This window comes from Loigolactobacillus iwatensis, assembly GCF_003950295.1.
In the GTDB taxonomy this organism is placed as follows: domain Bacteria; phylum Bacillota; class Bacilli; order Lactobacillales; family Lactobacillaceae; genus Loigolactobacillus; species Loigolactobacillus iwatensis.
In genome coordinates this window covers 1-16,702 of record NZ_RHNP01000029.1, presented here as the reverse complement: position 1 = coordinate 16,702, position 16,702 = coordinate 1, and the positions used below count along the sequence as shown (strand labels likewise).

Here is a 16,702-nt window from a genome sequence, read left to right as displayed (position 1 = left end):
TTATAACCGTGTCCCTTGGTTTTTGTCACGGGAATAGGTAATATTCGTAGTAGCATGCGTTATTTGCGTTTTTTGTAAATAACTAACCGTAATTGCGAAGTAGCATCTGATAGTATTTTAAGACAATCGATTAATAAAATTTGAACGGAGTGGATGTGGCGATGAGTTCTGACCCTGGCAGTCATATATGGGTGCAATTGGTTTTAGCACTTGTTTTGATTGGTTTACGTGGCTTTTTAACTGCGGTAATGATTGCAATAAATACGATATCAAAGGCCCAAGCACAGCGTTTAGTTGATGCGGGTAAACGAAAGGCTAAGCGCTTGCTAAAAGTAGTTAATCAAGTAACTGCGGTTAGTGCAACCTTAGAGCTGTTGATCGTCTTTATTGATATTTCTATTGGTGTATTAGGCTTATTAGTCGGTGTCCGACTTTGGCCTGATTTTACTAATGAGACGCTGTTAGGCTTTTTGATTGCGGTATTTATGAGTATTATTTTATTCAGTTTTACTAGTGTTTTACCGCGTAAATTTGGTCAAGCTAGAGCTCAATCATTGGCCTTGATGGCAGCGAGTTTCGTTAATTTATTAACGCAGTTGTTTAGGCCATTATTATGGTTGTTGGCGAAGTTAGGACCATCTGGTGCTAGCGTTGAACGCCCGGAATTAACCCGCGAAGATATGGTTGATATGATTGAAAGTGGCCAAAAAAGCGGCGTCATTGAATCTGATGAATTTGAAATGTTTGAAGGAATTATTGAAATGCGGCGTAAAATGGCCCGTGAGGTTATGGTACCGCGGACAGATGCCTTTATGATTAACATAGATGATACTAACCAACAGAACATTACAGCAATTTTAAATCAGAATTATTCTCGAATCCCAGTGTACAAGGGGGATAAGGATAAGGTTGTTGGAATTGTCCACATTAAAAATATTATGCAACGTGCGCATGAAATTGGTTTTGAAAATGTTCAACTTACAGAGGTTATGCAAGAAGCACTTTACGTTCCGGAAACAATAATGATTGACGATTTATTATATGAAATGAAAAAAAGCCAAAATCAAATGGGAATCCTACTTGATGAATACGGCGGTTTAGTTGGTTTAGTAACCATTGAAGATTTACTAGAAGAAATTGTTGGTGAAATCGATGACGAGACCGATGAGGCCGAGGTTCCTTATCGCCAGATAGATGAACGTCACTACACCGTTAAGGGAAGTATGCCCTTGGATGACTTTAATGATCTCTTTACAACTGACCTAGATAATCCAGATGTTGATACAATTGCAGGCTACGTATTGACTGGTTTAGGAACGATTCCAGAAGAAGGCCAGCAGCTAACCATGACTTTGCCTAACAACATTAAGTTGACAACGGGTGAAATGGATGGTTCGCGATTATTGGATATTAGGGTCGAGTTGCCGGCTGCTGTAACGGCATCGTCGGCCGATGAGAATGACTAAGTAACTGATTAGACTGTGCTAAAAATAGTTTTAGAACCTAGTTAAGCTACCTTTTAGGAAGGAACTAAGTTATGCAAAATAAAGAATTAGAGCAAGCAGTGAGTAAACGGCGGACATTTGCTATCATCTCACATCCTGATGCTGGTAAAACGACAATTACAGAGCAATTGCTGCTATTTGGTGGCGTTATTCGTTCTGCCGGTACTGTTAAGGGGAAAAAATCCGGTCAATTTGCTAAATCCGATTGGATGGCAATTGAGCAGCAACGGGGGATCTCTGTAACTAGCTCCGTAATGCAGTTTGATTACCAAGGTAAGCGAATTAATATTTTGGATACACCAGGTCATGAGGATTTTTCTGAGGATACTTACCGAACTTTGATGGCCGTTGATTCGGCAGTCATGGTTATTGATGCAGCTAAGGGGATTGAACCACAAACCAAAAAGCTTTTTCAGGTTTGTCGGATGCGAGGAATTCCGATCTTTACGTTTATGAATAAAATGGATCGTGATGCTCGGGAACCGCTAGATTTAATTGCCGAATTAGAGGAATTATTAAATATTGAAGCGTACCCAATGAACTGGCCAATTGGAATGGGCCGGGATCTACGTGGCCTTTATGATATATATAATCAGCGAGTAGCTCTGTATCATCCCGATGCAGATGGTCGCCAATATTTACCGTTGGATAAAGAAACTGGTGAAATTATTGGTGATCACCCCTTGAAAAAGGAATCAATTTACCAGCAGGCATTAGAAAACACGCAGTTACTATTAGAGGCGGGTAATCAATTTGATGCGGCCAAAATTGCCAAGGGGGAACAGACGCCAGTATTCTTTGGGTCTGCCTTAACTAATTTTGGAGTTAAAACTTTCTTGGAAAATTACTTAGAGTACGCACCTGCACCGGCCGCACATAAAACGCAGGATGACGACCTCATTGAACCAGTAGCAAGTGAGTTTTCTGGCTTTGTTTTTAAGATTCAGGCTAACATGAACCCTAATCACCGTGATCGAATTGCCTTTATTCGAGTTTGTTCAGGTGAATTTGTGCGGGGGATGGACGTTACGCTAGAGCGAACCCAGCGTAAATTACGTTTGTCCAATTCAACTGAGTTTATGGCTAATACTAGGGAAGCAGTTGAGTCGGCTGTAGCTGGTGACATTGTTGGTCTTTATGATACAGGTAATTTTCAAATTGGCGATACAATCTATACCGGCAAAAAGCACATTAAATTTGAAAAATTACCGCAGTTTACGCCTGAATTATTTGTAAAAGTAAATGCAAAAAATGTGATGAAACAAAAATCATTTCACAAGGGCATGAATCAGTTAGTGCAAGAGGGTGCCATTCAATTGTACCGAACCTATTTAACTAATGATTACGTTCTTGGAGCAGTTGGCCAATTACAGTTTGAGGTTTTCCAATTCCGGATGAAAAACGAATATAATTCTGACGTGATCATGGAGCCAATGGGCGAAAAGATTGCCCGCTGGATTGATCCTGAGCAATTAGACGAAAAGATGTCCTCTTCACGGAACTTATTAGTTCGTGATCAAAATGATGCGCCGCTATTCTTATTTGAGAATGAATTTGCGGAGCGTTGGTTTAAGCAGAAGTATCCGGACATTAAGTTAACTGAGAAGTTATCAACAAATATGGTTTCTGCCAGTAAAAAGCATTAGCAAGCCGTTAGGACAGCACGGTTTTAGTGCAAAAAAATGAGTCAAAAAGTAAGAAAAAAGGATTACCACTTAGCAAATTAATTGTTAAAGTGAAATAACCCTTTAAACTACTCTTTGACCCATTTTTTGTATCTTAATTATTAAGCCTGTTCAGAAAGTTGTAAGCGTTGAATTGGCTGGTTAAATAAATTAATTGGGGGTAATAAGTGTAAGTAATGTTCTTCAAGCCATGAAGCATCCTCTAACTCGTACCAAACACTATTATTATTTAAAATCGTTCCCTTGATAATATTAACGATCTCACCGTGACGAAGACGATGCAGTGGGTCACCATAGGGCTTTGACCAGGTTGTAACGGCTTGACCGCTAGCAAACGAGATGGCGGCTCGGCGTGTTCCTGGAATAATTGCGGTTTGTCTAAACAGTGGCGGCGTTAATTGCCTTGGTTGTTGGCGAATAAATGGGGATTGCTTAAGCCGTTGCGCGTGAGCAACGGAAATCCACTGGCCGCCAAGGTCATACCAAAGACTGCCATCAAGGATTTTGACCTTACGAAATATCCGCCAGATTGATTGCTTTGGTAGGCTATACCGCAAAGGTGATTGACCAGGAAAGCGAAATGCTTGAACTTGAGCGCGCAGGTTAACGTAACTATCTAAGTAGCGCGTTGACCAAACGATAGCAGAAGTTTGATAAAAGTAATTTACAATCTGGGTTTTGCCACTAAAACGGCCCTGGCGATTACTTGTCGCGCGAACAGCACGGTACTGTTTTAAGCGGAGGTGGTGCGTTTGGTAAGTAGCACCTAATGTACCAACCAAGTATTCATGATGTAAAAGCTGGTGTTCTTGATTAAAGTGAAAGACAATCACTGGGGCCGCAACTTGTTGGGCGTAGGTTAATTGAATACTCGTGCGTGGGTAGACAAAATAACTGTGATAATTTGTAATTGTGGTCAAGTAATAATTATTAAATTCTGGGAAATCAACTTTAAAGGCCTGGTTTAAATAGCCACTAAGAATTAATGGTTTAGCGAGTTGTTCACCCGTCTCGGTTAGGTAAAAGACAACGACAAGGGCAGATTGGACCACCGGAATAAGTACCCGCGTTGGTGACAAATAAGCCAATGATGCAGTGCTACGTGGCTCAACTGCGGGAAGTTCTGGTGTGGAAACTTCAATTGAAGTGGGGACGGCCACTTTTTTAGGATTGAGTAAACGCCGAATGAGACGTAAAAATTTTCTCATCTTAAAATTTCCCCCTTGTCGGTGATTGTTTGTTAAACCGCTTTATTTTTAGTTTAGCAGTCTTTTCTAACTGTGTAAAAAATTGAATACGTTAATTTCTGCTTTTGTGTCTGCTTGGCTACAAATGAGCGTGAAAAATCACACGTAAAAAAGTTAGGCCGCCTTAGCTAGTTATAAATTTACAGGCGACTTAACTTTTGGTAAGTCAAGTTAGCTATTAACTTTATTGTTGTGAGTAATTGAAATTTCGGCTAATTTATCTGAAATGATTGGCTTGACTTCGGCCTGGGTCAGGTGAACCAACTGATCTAACACAAAATCGATTTCGCTTTCTTGAATGTTGCGTGATCGATTAGTTAATAAAATTTCGTCGTGATTGGTTGCCTTAGTAAAAATGACTGTCGTATTACCTAGTGAATAAACGCGAACGTGATGGGCATCAGTACTATTCAGTTGATTGGTCACCACGTCAACATAACTATTCGTAACATCAATTAATTTCATATTAGTGTGCCTCCTTAGACTGGTTCTTTCTTAATATTATAAAGAATTACTTGCTAAAAGAGAATTATTATGCTTTCAAACAAGCCCGATAGAAATGGTGGTACGCCATATTGCAGAGGTGGTAAAATAAAAAGCTTCCAAGCGGCCAGTTAATTTACTGGTTGCTTGGAAGCTTTTTAAATCATTGTTTAAGCCTTATCCGTTGCGGGTTGAATTGCCTGTTTCTGTGAGTCAATCACAATCTTATCCTTTAAGAGATGAGCCTCTAATTCTTTTTCATCAGCGTGGTCCAAATAATAATCAGCAACTTGGTCTTCAATTTGTTCTTGAATAACACGGCGTAACGGTCGTGCACCCATGGCAGGATTGTAACCAAGATCAACGAGCTTTTCTTTGGCAGCCTCAGTAACGTGGATAGTTAAACCTTGATCGGCGGTCATTTGATTAACGTCGGTCAACATCAAATCAACGATCTTCAACAAATCTTTCTTCGTTAAGGAGTTAAATTCAACAATATCGTCAAAACGGTTTAAAAATTCAGGTTTAAAGTAATTAGAAAGCTGATCAATAATTGAATGTGTTTGACCAGCAGCTGCTGCACCAAAACCAACATTGGCTTCAGCATCACCTTGACCCGCGTTAGAGGTCATGATGATAATCGTATCCTTGAAACTGACGGTTCGACCTTGTGCATCAGTTAAACGACCGTCGTCAAGAATTTGTAAGAACATGTGCATCACATCAGGATGCGCTTTTTCAATTTCATCAAGTAGAATTAAGCTATAGGGATTACGACGAACTTTTTCAGTTAATTGACCAGCTTCCTCGTAACCAACGTAGCCAGGCGGTGAACCGATTAACTTAGAAACCGAATGTTTCTCCATATATTCACTCATATCAAAACGAATCATGGAGTCCTCTGAACCAAATAATTCTTGCGCCAATTGCTTAGCTAGCTCGGTCTTACCAATACCAGTAGGACCAACAAACAAGAAGGAACCAATTGGGCGACCAGATTTATTAAAGCCGATTCGATTCCGGCGAATTGCCCGCGCAACCTTGTTAACTGCTTCAGTTTGACCAATTACATGTTTGTCAAGGTCACTAGCTAACGTTCTTAATTGTTTCTGTTCTTTTGAATGTAATTCACCGACAGGAATATTTGTCTTTTCTTCGACAATTTGTTCCATGTCACTTTCACCAATGGATGGTGTATCCTCACTAGCAGTATCGCTAGCCTGCATTTTAGTCAATTTTTTGACCTGATCACGATAGTAAGCAGCTTTTTCGTAATCTTCTTGTTTTAAGGCCTGCTGTTTTTGATTTTCGGCCTGTTGCATCTTTTCTTTAATAACTTTTGGATCAACCGTATTAATCGTTAAGTTCTTTTTAGAACCAGCTTCATCCAGTAGGTCAATGGCCTTATCTGGTAAGAAACGATCCTGAATATAACGATTAGACAAAGTTGCAGCAGCATTGATTGCTTCATCAGTATACTTAACGTGATGGTAATCTTCATACTTCTTTTGCAATCCCTTTAAAATCTTCACGGTTTCATCTACAGTTGGTTCTTCAACGTGAACTGGTTGAAAACGGCGTTCAAGTGCTGCGTCTTTTTCAATTTTACGGTATTCATTTGAAGTCGTCGCACCAACTAATTGGAAGTCGCCACGAGCAAGGGCAGGCTTCAAAACGTTGCCAGCGTCCATTCCGCCTTCAGCATTACCGGCGCCCATAATTTCGTGAATTTCATCAATAAAGAGAATGACATTTTCATTTTTACGAACCTCATCCATTAACTGTTGCATCCGTTGTTCAAATTGACCACGAATACCGGTTCCTTGAACCAATGAGACAACATCTAAGCGAATGATTTCTTTATTTTGGAGTTTTTGTGGTACTTGTCCGGCCACAATCTTTTGGGCCAAGCCCTCAACAACTGCCGTTTTACCAACACCAGCCTCACCAATGAGGACTGGGTTATTTTTTGTTCGACGATTTAGAATTTCAATGACACGTTCAATTTCTTTATCGCGACCAATGACTGGGTCAACTTTACCTTGCTTAGCTAAGTTGGTGAGGTTAACACCAAATTGTTCAAGTAGGCCACCATTCCCATTTTTACCACCACGACTGTTACCGCCGTTACCACCGGCTTGCGTCTGGGGACCTTGTTGAAATGATTGGCCATTATTCTCAGGCATACTACCTTGGCCCATAGCCCGGAAAATGTCGTCTAAGTTACTAAAGCCAAATGGATCGCCAGTGCCAGCCGCATTAATTGGTTGACCACCAGTTGGGTTACCTTGTTGCTTCTTTAATAGTTGGTAACAATTTTGACAAAGATCGATCTGTTGGCGAGTGCCATTGACATTTGTATATAAATGGATGGTTGCCTCGTTCTTATGACAGTTTTGACATAGCATCGACTATTTCACAACCTTTCATACATAATTATTGTCGTTATAGATAGGGTAAAAGGCAAAGATTAATTTGACCATCTTTGACCTTCAAATGCATTATACAAATTAATGTTTTGAGATGCAAGGAATTAACACAAAAATTTAGCAGAAATATTTTTGAGTGCTAATTTTATTTCAACCTCATGTCGTGTACACTGTTATTATAGGATAGGAAAAGAAATGAGGCAAAGAAAATGACCGATTATAAAACACAATTAACAGAATTAGAGGCCGGAAAAAGAAAGTTAATTGAAGTTTCTAAAGATGACTTTTACGCTTTTCGGACGGCTTGGTTGGATTATCCGAGACGTAAAAGTATTGTGGGTGAGGCTCATCGAGGTGGGAACATTACCTATCATTATGATCGAACTGCAGGACAAAAATAACCGATTTGTAAGAAAACGGTAACAAACGGTATATACCATTATGATGGCGAAAACGATTGCTAAATTTTTATTAAACATTGAAATTACTCAAGAAAACGGTAGCAAAGTGGTTGTCGAACCGTTAAAAAAATGGTAATGTTTAACAGTGAAAGGACAATCGAGTGATTGGAATGTCGTTTCGCCTTAGGGTACCAAAAAAGGGAAAGCCCTAACATATCTTAATATATAAGTTGAAGGAGTATGATTAGTTATGGAAAAACGCGATTTTCATATTATTGCAGAAACAGGTATTCATGCACGTCCTGCTACATTATTAGTACAGGCTGCTAGTAAGTTTAATTCAGATGTTAACCTTGAATATAAGGGCAAGTCTGTTAACTTAAAATCAATCATGGGTGTCATGTCGCTTGGTGTTGGCCAAGGTGCTGATGTCTCGATTTCTGCTGAAGGTGCTGATGAAGCAGACGCAATTAATGCGGTTGCAGATACAATGAAGAAAGAAGGACTCGCAGACTAATGACGGAAATGTTAAAAGGGATTGCTGCATCTGACGGCATTGCACGGGCAAAGGCATATTTGCTCGTTCAACCTGATTTATCATTTTCTAAAAAGTCGATTGATGACGTTCAAGCAGAAGTTGATCGTTTACATAAAGCGGTCGCTGCTTCTAGTGCGGAATTAAAGTTAGTTCGCGAAACAGCTGCTAAGAGCTTGGGTGAGGAAGAGGCCCAAGTTTTTGATGCGCACATGATGATTTTGGATGATCCAGAATTTGTTGGTGCAATTGAAAGTGGTATTAAGGATAAAAAAGTTAATGCTGAACAAGTCCTTAGTGACGTATCAGCTAACTTTATTCAAATGTTTGAAGCGATGACGGATAATCCGTACATGCAAGAACGTGCAGCAGATGTTCGTGATGTTACAAAGCGATTAATGAGCCATTTACTAGGTGTCACTTTACCAAATCCTTCGCTAATTGATGAAGAAGTTATCATTATTGCGCATGATCTTACACCAAGTGATACTGCTCAGTTAAACCGTAAATACGTTAAAGGGTTCATCACTGATCTTGGTGGTCGGACCAGCCATTCAGCAATTATGGCGCGTTCCCTTGAAATTCCAGCAATTGTTGGGACGGAAAAGGCAACAGGTGAAATCAAAGCGGACCAAATGGTTATCGTTGATGGTAACGGCGGTGTTGGGGTTATTGATCCTAGTGCTGACGATGTCAAAAAATATGATCAGGCGGCCAAAGATTTTGCCGCTCAAAAAGCTGAATGGGAAAAGCTTAAAAACGAAAAAACCATCACAAAAGATGGTAAGAGTTTCATAACTGCAGCAAACATCGGTACGCCAAATGATGTACCTGCAGCTGTGGACAATGGTGCAGAAGCAGTTGGCTTGTTCCGCTCAGAATTCTTATATATGGATTCCGCTGAATTACCAACTGAAGATGAACAATTTAAGGCCTATAAGGCTGCTCTTGAAGGAATGAACGGTAACCAAGTCGTTGTTCGGACGATGGATATTGGTGGAGATAAGCATTTATCTTATTTGCCACTTCCTGAGGAAATGAACCCATTCTTGGGCTACCGTGCTATCCGAATTAGTCTTGATCGCCAAGACATTTTCCGGACGCAGTTGCGTGCTTTATTGCGTGCTTCTCATTACGGTAATTTGGCCATCATGTTCCCAATGATTGCAACTGTTAATGAATTCAAACAGGCAAAGGCAATTTATGAGGAAGAACGTCAGAAGTTAATTGATGCTGGTACACCAGTTGCTGATAAGATTGAAGTCGGTATGATGATGGAAATCCCTGCAGCAGCAGTAATTGCCGATAAATTAGCTAAATACGCTGATTTCTTCAGTATTGGAACAAACGATTTAATCCAGTACTCCATGGCCGCCGATCGCGGTAATGAGCATGTTTCTTACCTATACCAACCTTATAATCCATCAATTTTACGCTTAGTTAAGCGGACGATTGATGCTGCACATAAGGAAGGCAAGTGGGCTGGCATGTGTGGTGAAGCTGCTGGTGATCCAATCATGGTTCCAGTTTTACTTGGCCTTGGCTTAGATGAATATTCAATGAGTGCTACTTCAATCCTGAAGATTCGTAGTTTGATGCGGCGGTTAGACACTGCTGATATGAAGAAAATTGCGGATCAAGCAGTCACTGAAGCGGAAACCAACGAAGATGTCATTAATTTAGTAAAAAAAGCAACAAATCAATAGATTAAATTCAAAATGGTAAGAAATCGAATTGATTTCTTACCATTTTTTTATGCAGTGAGTTAAAGAAAAGTGTAGGCTAGTGACTATAGTTGGTCGTGAAAATCAGACTTTGGAGTGATTTATTTTACTGGTGTTTTCGTTATGCTAAATCATGGCATTTGCGCTTAAGTATGCTTCCCACTATAATTAAACTAACTAAAAGACAAAGGAGGACAACCACACGTGAATATTGGATTATTTACTGATACCTACTTTCCTCAGGTGAGTGGGGTTGCAACCTCTATTAGAACGTTAAAAGATGAATTGGAACGTGAAGGACATTCGGTTTATATTTTTACAACAACGGACCCCCATGTGGATAAAGATGAATTTGAACCTAACATTTTTCGTTTCCCTAGTGTGCCGTTTGTTTCGTTTACTGACCGACGAATTGCGGTTCGGGGACTATTTCGCGCTTATCAGGTTGCTCGTGATTTGGATCTTGATATTGTTCATACGCAAACTGAATTTTCAATGGGCTACATTGGTAAATTTGTTGCCAAAAATTTGAAAATTCCTTGCGTGCATACTTACCACACGATGTATCAGGATTACCTACATTATATTTTGAACGGTAAGCTGTTACGACCGTATCATGTTAAGCAAGCAATGCACGCCTACTTACATAATATGCATGGCGTCATTGCACCTAGTTCCCGAGTTGTGACAACGCTACGTGATTATGGGGTTAAAATTCCAATGAAAATTATTCCAACTGGAATTGATATTTCAAAATATGAAAAACCGATTCTAACCAACCCACGGCAGTCACTAGGGATTGAACCAGGAGTTCCCATTTTATTGTCTTTAAGTCGAGTTGCTTATGAAAAGAATATTCATGAAGTAATCGATGCCCTACCTAAGGTACTTCAGCAGCAGCCTAAAACCGTACTGGTAATTGTTGGTGATGGTCCAGCACGAGAGGATTTAACAAAGCAGGCGCAGCAACTAGGGTTACAGCAGCACGTTTATTTTACTGGTGAAGTTCCTAATGATCACGTTTCGGCCTATTATCACATGGCTGATCTATTTGTTTCGGCTTCTGAATCCGAATCTCAGGGATTAACTTACGTTGAGGCAATGGCAAGCGGCTTAAAAAGTGTTGCGGCGGTTAGTCCGTACACAACTGATTTATTAGATGATCCGGCGATTGGAACTACTTTTTCAACTGAGGCAGAAATGATACATCAAATAACTAACTATTTGGCTCATCCTAATGTGTTTAATGATCCCAAACCACGTTTAAGTAAATTACATGATATTTCGGCCGAACATTTTGCGCACGAAGTTGTTGCTTTTTATCAAAATTCGCAGGCTTATTACAGCACTTTAGAGCAAGATTCAGCCGACATAAGTGAGTAAAATTAGGAGAGTCAACTATGCTAAATATACACATGTTTTCTAGTGCAACTAAAGTGAAGGGGCAAGGTGTTGGCAGTGCCTATACAGAATTAATTCACCTTTTGGAGACTCGCTTTAAAGATGAGTTTAAAATTACGGTTAATCAGTACGGAAGGTCTGATATTAGCCATTATCACACTATTGATCCGCAATTTTTTTTATCGACTTTTTTTAAACGACGGGGACAAAAGATTGGCTACGTCCACTTTTTGCCAGAAACTTTAGAAGGAAGCTTAACAATTCCGTGGCCATTCAAAGGCTTATTCTACCGTTACGTGATTGCTTTTTATAAACGAATGGATCACATAGTTGTCGTTAATCCCAGCTTTATTCCTAAGTTATTGAAGTACAACATTCCGGCCAACAAAATTAGCTATATTCCTAATTTTGTTTCAAAAAAAGAATTTTATGAAAAAAATGCAACTGAGAAAAGTGATCTGCGTAGTCAATATCACTTAAAACAAAATCAATTTATAATTTTTGGTGCCGGACAAATTCAAGAGCGCAAGGGAGTCGACGATTTTGTTGCCCTGGCAAAACGTAATCCTGATATTCAATTTATCTGGGCGGGAGGCTTTTCGTTTGGAAAAATGACGGATGGCTACGCTAGATATAAAAAAATTTTGGATAACCCACCAGCTAATTTACGTTTCCCAGGAATCGTTCCGCGGGAAAAGTTAGTTGATTATTATAACTTGAGTAATTTATTTTTATTACCTTCGTATAATGAATTATTTCCGATGTCGGTTTTGGAAAGCTTTGCTTGTGGCACGCCAGTCTTGTTGCGTGATCTTTCTTTGTACCGGTCAATTATTGCCGGGTATTACGTTGCTGCGACTGATGTGGACGTTATGAATGAAAAAATTGCTACCTTGAAAAAAAATCAGGCGGCGCAAGAATATATGACCGAGCGTGCACGTGAGGGGGCCGCTTACTATTCCGAAGATCGTCTGGCCGGTATTTGGCATGACTTTTACTTAAAGCAGGCCGAAGAAGGTAAGCGATGAGTCGGCGAAACATTGCGGCCTTAGTTGCAATGCTTGCTTTAGGCGTCGGAATTTTTTGGTACGAGTTACGGGCGACCAACTTGCAGCAGCTGGCTCACGATTTGATGCACCTAAATTTCTGGTGGCTTGGTGTTGCGGCTTTGTGTATGGGATTTTATTGGCTATTTGAGGCCTTTGTTGTTAAGGTTTTACTAAAAAAGAGAGTGGAAAAGTTTTCGCTCAAAAATGCTTTACGAATTCCTTTAGTCGAACAACTATTTAACTCAATTACGCCCTTTTCTTCAGGGGGCCAGCCCGCACAATTGGTTGCTTTAATGCAATCGGGGATTGACGGTGGCCGGGCCAGCTCACTTTTATTGATGAAGTTTGTCGTTTTTCAGGCGATGGTTTTAATTAATTTTATTTTAACCTTAGTGTTCGGCTTTCACTTAGTGGCCGCTAAATTCACTTACTTAGCGTGGTTAGTTGTCTTTGGTTTTGTTATGCATTTAACGGTTATTGCTGGGTTATTAATGGTGATGTATTGGTATAATTTTACAAAAAAATTGGTTCATCTGTGTTTACGCCCACTTAAATTATTTATGAAGGCCGAACGTGTCGCCAAAATTAGGGAGCAGCTGGATCACAAAATTGATAATTTTTATGCCGAAAGTTTACGGATTAAACGAGATACTAAGACAATCGTTGTTGCTAGTTTGTTAACTTTCATTCAGCTAATCTTTTATTACAGTGTGCCGTACTTTGTTTTGCTATCGTTAGGGCTAACTAAGGTCAATTTTTTTGAAGTTTTAGTGATGCATATCATGATCGTTATGATTATTTCACTGTTTCCAATTCCAGGTGGCTCAGGTGGTGCCGAATTGAGCTTTAAGGCACTTTTTGCGACGTTTATAACTTCCAATAGCAAACTGGTGTTAGCAATGATATTATGGCGTGTAATGACGTATTATTTAGGAATGTTTATTGGCATGTTTGCCATGGTCGTTAAACCTGACAAGGTGGTAGAACTTAAAGATCAAACTTAAATTTTAACGGATTTAATTGGCCAATTGACCAGGTTTTAGATTAAAATTAAAATAAGTCAGTGGGAAAAAGTCCCTTTTTTACTTTTTTCTGGTATGATTATATGTTGAAGACTGGATGAAGGGAGTCTCGCTATGAAAAGCTCACAATTAGTTGCCATTATTCATCGTTTAGCAGCAATGCAAGAAGATGCAAGTGACAATGAAGAACAGACACGCCGTTTTGAAAAGGATGGTGCGGAACGAGGATTAGTTACCTATGATCCAAAAACCGAAACTTATGAGTTGGAAGAACTGGCGCAACACCAGAAATTCCAGTTTGATGACATTGATTTAATTGCAATAGAGATTTTTGATCTCTTAGACGACTAGTTCTTTTGATCATAATAGGCCATCACCTTATCGCTGAAGAGTATTCTCTTTGGCGATACTTTTATATTTGGAGTGCATTAATAAGTATTTGATACAAGAATAATCTAGACCTAGTTATTATTAATGCAATCAAGGCCGATTTTGATCATATTTAGTGCGGCTAAAAGTAAATATTTTGTGAAGCTTAGCAAGGACAATTGTTTTTCAGAAAGAAATCCAGTATGATTTAGGAGACTTGAGTTCAGATAAATCTATTTTGACGGGGGCAAATTCTTATGAGGCAAGTAGTAAAGAAAGTACGCCTTGGATTAAATTCGAGGTTAGGCTTCTTTATCCTCGCAGTATTACTTTTTAGTGTGAAATCATATATCGCTTATAGAACTAAATTTAATTTGGGCGTAAAGGGGAGCATGCAAGAACTGCTGCTTGCGCTGAACCCATTACCTTTTGCAATTCTACTTTTCGGTTTAGCGCTTTACATGCGCGGTCGTAAATCTTACTGGTTTATGATTGGAATTGACGCAATCCTTTCAACTTGGTTATTTTCTAATATTTTATATTATCGGGAATTCTCTGATTTTCTGACGTTTAATTTGATGAAGGGATCAAGTTCAGTTTCTACCAATCTAAGTAAGAGTATTGCCGGTATTTTAAAGCCCACCGATTTTCTCGTCTTTTTAGACGTCGCATTACTGATTATCTTTGTTGCGTTCAAATGGATTAAGATGGACACCAATCCATTTAAACTTCGTTATGCCGCCACAATTAGTGCCTTAGCCGTTGTTTTATTTGGTGCTAACTTAAGTTTGGCGGAAAGTGATCGGTCCGGTTTGTTAACACGAACATTCGATAATAATTACATCGTCAAGTATTTAGGTTTGGAAGCTTATACGGTTTACGATGGTGTTAAAACAACTAAGAATAATACGATTAAGGCCAATGCCAATAGTTCTGATTTGGCTAGCGTTCAAAATTATTTAAAAAAGAATCGTATTTCTCCTAACATTCAGTACAGTGGTGTGGCCAAAGGGAAGAATGTTTTTGTGATTCACTTGGAGAGCCTGCAACAATTTATGATCGATTATAAAGTTAACGGGCAAGAGATTATGCCAAATATTGATAAGCTGTACCACGAAAACGATACTTTGAGTTTTGATAATTTTTATAATCAGGTTGGTCAGGGTAAAACGGCCGACGCTGAATTAATGCTAGAAAATAGTTTGTTTGGTTTACCTGAAGGGGCGGCCATGGTTACGGATGGCACAACTAATACTTTCCAGGCCGCACCAGCAATTTTAGACCAAAAGGGTTACACCACCGCCTCTTTTCACGGGGATGTGCCTAGCTTCTGGAATCGTGACAATGCTTATAAATCTTGGGGCTATGACTATTTCTTTAGTAAGGACTATTACAAAAACGCTGATAAGGTAAAATATAATGTAGGTTATGGGATGAAAGATAAGATTTTCCTGCGGGATTCTGCTCAATATATTCAGCAGTTACCACAGCCGTTTTACGCTAAACTGATCACCGTGACTAATCACTACCCTTATATTCTTGATAGCAAAAATAAGAGTATTGATGCTTTTGATACAGGTGATTCGACAGTTGATCCATACGCGCAGACAGCACATTATCTGGATCAGTCGGTTGGTGAATTTATGAGTTATCTAAAGAAAACTGGTTTAGACAAAAATAGTATGATTGTCTTGTATGGTGATCATTACGGAATATCGAATAACCATAAACCGGCAATTGCGAAATTGCTGGGCAAGAAGAAAGTTACTAATTATGATTTAGCTAACTTTCAAAAGGTTCCGTTTATGATCCACATGCCTGGACTTAAAGGTGGTATTAACCATACTTACGGTGGTGAAATTGATGTATTGCCAACCATTTTGAATTTACTAGGCGTAAAGAATCAGGATACTATCCAGTTTGGCCAAGATTTGTTGGCACCTAATCGTAACCAAACCGTTGCCTTCCGGAATGGCGATTTTGTTTCACCAACCTATACTAAGTATGGCGGTGATGTTTATAACTCACAAACAGGTAAAGAGATTAAGCATTTATCGGCAAAACAGAAAGTTACTGTTGATAATTTACAAAATCACGTTACAACAGAATTGTCGGCGTCGGATAAAGTAGTGAACGGTGATTTGCTACGTTTTTATCAGCCAGAAGGTTTCAAGAAAGTTATTAAAAGTGACTTTAATTATAAGGAGTCAGTTGGAGTGAAGAAGCTTAAGAAAGCTGAAAAAGATGATCCAACTAGTGTTAAGGCAAAGAATAATGGCAAATCGACCATGAGTGATTACGAAACGGATGCACCAGAATTGAAGTCTAGTAAGTAACAAGGGCGCGGGATAAAGGTTAGTTTTGATTAGCTGTGGTCGTGTTTGAAAAAGAAGGTTCTTGTGTTTTTCCAGCATGTGGTGCATGAACACAGACCTTTGGCGTACGTTCTAGACTAATGATCGGAAATAAAAGAGGCTGGGATTTTTGTTCCAGCCTCTTTTATTTGGTTAATTTCAAAAAAATTGAGTATTGGGATTGTATAATTAAACGATTTTTGGCTGAATATTCGGCTAATTGAGACTGTCATTGTGAGTATTAATCCATTATTATTAAGCCTAATACTTTGGGAACGTTCGGGTATAGAAAATATCTCATTAAATTTAGAGATTTTTGTTGACGATGCAGGGCAATGTTGGTATAGTATTATTTGTTGTCAGAGATTAACTTGCTTGGTCAATTAGGTTGATTAAAGAAATTCTTGACAACAAATTAGAATCTTGCTAAACTATAAAAGTTGTCGCGTTAAGTAAACTTGAATATTGATTGAATAAAAATTCAAATTACTGCTTGAC

Annotated in this window: 13 protein-coding genes; 10 read left to right on the top strand and 3 right to left on the bottom strand. The window is 39.1% G+C overall.

Annotation, left to right across the window (positions count from 1 at the left end):
• Positions 1-161: 161 nt before the first annotated feature.
• Together EKM98_RS08275 and EKM98_RS08270 are read left to right on the top strand one after the other, a co-directional pair.
• Positions 162-1,466 (top strand): hemolysin family protein, encoded by a 1,305-nt coding sequence (locus EKM98_RS08275; protein ID WP_125981966.1) that lies wholly within the window; start codon positions 162-164, stop codon positions 1,464-1,466.
• Positions 1,467-1,537: 71 nt separating this feature from the next.
• Positions 1,538-3,151 (top strand): peptide chain release factor 3, encoded by a 1,614-nt coding sequence (locus EKM98_RS08270; RefSeq protein ID WP_125981964.1) that lies wholly within the window; start codon positions 1,538-1,540, stop codon positions 3,149-3,151.
• A gap of 140 nt (positions 3,152-3,291) precedes the next feature.
• Here the strand turns inward: EKM98_RS08270 and EKM98_RS08265 are convergent, their stop codons facing one another.
• The 3 genes from EKM98_RS08265 to EKM98_RS08255 form a co-directional block, all read right to left on the bottom strand.
• Positions 3,292-4,398 (bottom strand): MucBP domain-containing protein, encoded by a 1,107-nt coding sequence (locus EKM98_RS08265; protein WP_125981962.1) that lies wholly within the window; start codon positions 4,396-4,398, stop codon positions 3,292-3,294.
• Positions 4,399-4,608: 210 nt separating this feature from the next.
• Positions 4,609-4,902, bottom strand: coding sequence for a DUF1827 family protein (locus tag EKM98_RS08260; RefSeq protein WP_125981960.1), 294 nt, complete (start codon positions 4,900-4,902; stop codon positions 4,609-4,611).
• A 188-nt stretch (positions 4,903-5,090) separates the two neighbouring features.
• A complete protein-coding gene (locus EKM98_RS08255; protein WP_125981959.1) occupies positions 5,091-7,328 on the bottom strand; it encodes an ATP-dependent Clp protease ATP-binding subunit in 2,238 nt (745 codons plus the stop codon).
• Between the two features lie 230 nt (positions 7,329-7,558).
• On the opposite strand from EKM98_RS08255, the gene EKM98_RS08250 reads away from it, so the two are divergent.
• From EKM98_RS08250 to EKM98_RS08215, 8 genes are all read left to right on the top strand, one after another.
• Complete coding sequence (locus tag EKM98_RS08250; RefSeq protein ID WP_125981957.1) at positions 7,559-7,750, top strand: hypothetical protein; 192 nt, start codon at positions 7,559-7,561, stop codon at positions 7,748-7,750.
• 250 nt (positions 7,751-8,000) lie between these two features.
• On the top strand, positions 8,001-8,267 hold the full coding sequence (locus tag EKM98_RS08245) for a phosphocarrier protein HPr (protein ID WP_068225412.1): 267 nt from the start codon (positions 8,001-8,003) through the stop codon (positions 8,265-8,267).
• The gene (ptsP, locus tag EKM98_RS08240; protein ID WP_125981955.1) at positions 8,267-9,991 is read left to right on the top strand and encodes a phosphoenolpyruvate--protein phosphotransferase; all 1,725 of its coding nucleotides are present in this window, start codon (positions 8,267-8,269) and stop codon (positions 9,989-9,991) included. The genes EKM98_RS08245 and ptsP overlap by 1 nt, the downstream gene beginning before the upstream one ends.
• Before the next feature lie 222 nt (positions 9,992-10,213).
• Positions 10,214-11,392 carry a glycosyltransferase family 4 protein gene (locus EKM98_RS08235; RefSeq protein ID WP_125981953.1) on the top strand — a complete coding sequence of 393 codons (1,179 nt, stop codon included), beginning with the start codon at positions 10,214-10,216 and terminating at the stop codon, positions 11,390-11,392.
• Positions 11,393-11,409: 17 nt separating this feature from the next.
• Complete coding sequence (locus EKM98_RS08230) at positions 11,410-12,438, top strand: glycosyltransferase family 4 protein (RefSeq protein WP_125981951.1); 1,029 nt, start codon at positions 11,410-11,412, stop codon at positions 12,436-12,438.
• Positions 12,435-13,463, top strand: coding sequence for a lysylphosphatidylglycerol synthase transmembrane domain-containing protein (locus EKM98_RS08225; RefSeq protein ID WP_125981949.1), 1,029 nt, complete (start codon positions 12,435-12,437; stop codon positions 13,461-13,463). The genes EKM98_RS08230 and EKM98_RS08225 overlap by 4 nt, the downstream gene beginning before the upstream one ends.
• Positions 13,464-13,595: 132 nt before the next feature.
• Positions 13,596-13,832, top strand: coding sequence for a YkuJ family protein (locus EKM98_RS08220; RefSeq protein WP_068225407.1), 237 nt, complete (start codon positions 13,596-13,598; stop codon positions 13,830-13,832).
• A 275-nt stretch (positions 13,833-14,107) separates the two neighbouring features.
• Positions 14,108-16,186 (top strand): LTA synthase family protein, encoded by a 2,079-nt coding sequence (locus tag EKM98_RS08215; protein WP_125981947.1) that lies wholly within the window; start codon positions 14,108-14,110, stop codon positions 16,184-16,186.
• Positions 16,187-16,702 lie beyond the last annotated feature (516 nt).

What these genes read in the sequence shown, in the direction of transcription:
- EKM98_RS08275 (WP_125981966.1), top strand. Translation starts at nt 162, where the DNA reads ATGAGTTCTGACCCTGGCAGTCATATATGGGTGCAATTGGTTTTAGCA.
- EKM98_RS08270 (WP_125981964.1), top strand. Translation starts at nt 1,538, where the DNA reads ATGCAAAATAAAGAATTAGAGCAAGCAGTGAGTAAACGGCGGACATTT.
- EKM98_RS08265 (WP_125981962.1), bottom strand. Translation starts at nt 4,398, where the DNA reads ATGAGAAAATTTTTACGTCTCATTCGGCGTTTACTCAATCCTAAAAAA.
- EKM98_RS08260 (WP_125981960.1), bottom strand. Translation starts at nt 4,902, where the DNA reads ATGAAATTAATTGATGTTACGAATAGTTATGTTGACGTGGTGACCAAT.
- EKM98_RS08255 (WP_125981959.1), bottom strand. Translation starts at nt 7,328, where the DNA reads ATGCTATGTCAAAACTGTCATAAGAACGAGGCAACCATCCATTTATAT.
- EKM98_RS08250 (WP_125981957.1), top strand. Translation starts at nt 7,559, where the DNA reads ATGACCGATTATAAAACACAATTAACAGAATTAGAGGCCGGAAAAAGA.
- EKM98_RS08245 (WP_068225412.1), top strand. Translation starts at nt 8,001, where the DNA reads ATGGAAAAACGCGATTTTCATATTATTGCAGAAACAGGTATTCATGCA.
- ptsP (WP_125981955.1), top strand. Translation starts at nt 8,267, where the DNA reads ATGACGGAAATGTTAAAAGGGATTGCTGCATCTGACGGCATTGCACGG.
- EKM98_RS08230 (WP_125981951.1), top strand. Translation starts at nt 11,410, where the DNA reads ATGCTAAATATACACATGTTTTCTAGTGCAACTAAAGTGAAGGGGCAA.
- EKM98_RS08225 (WP_125981949.1), top strand. Translation starts at nt 12,435, where the DNA reads ATGAGTCGGCGAAACATTGCGGCCTTAGTTGCAATGCTTGCTTTAGGC.
- EKM98_RS08220 (WP_068225407.1), top strand. Translation starts at nt 13,596, where the DNA reads ATGAAAAGCTCACAATTAGTTGCCATTATTCATCGTTTAGCAGCAATG.
- EKM98_RS08215 (WP_125981947.1), top strand. Translation starts at nt 14,108, where the DNA reads ATGAGGCAAGTAGTAAAGAAAGTACGCCTTGGATTAAATTCGAGGTTA.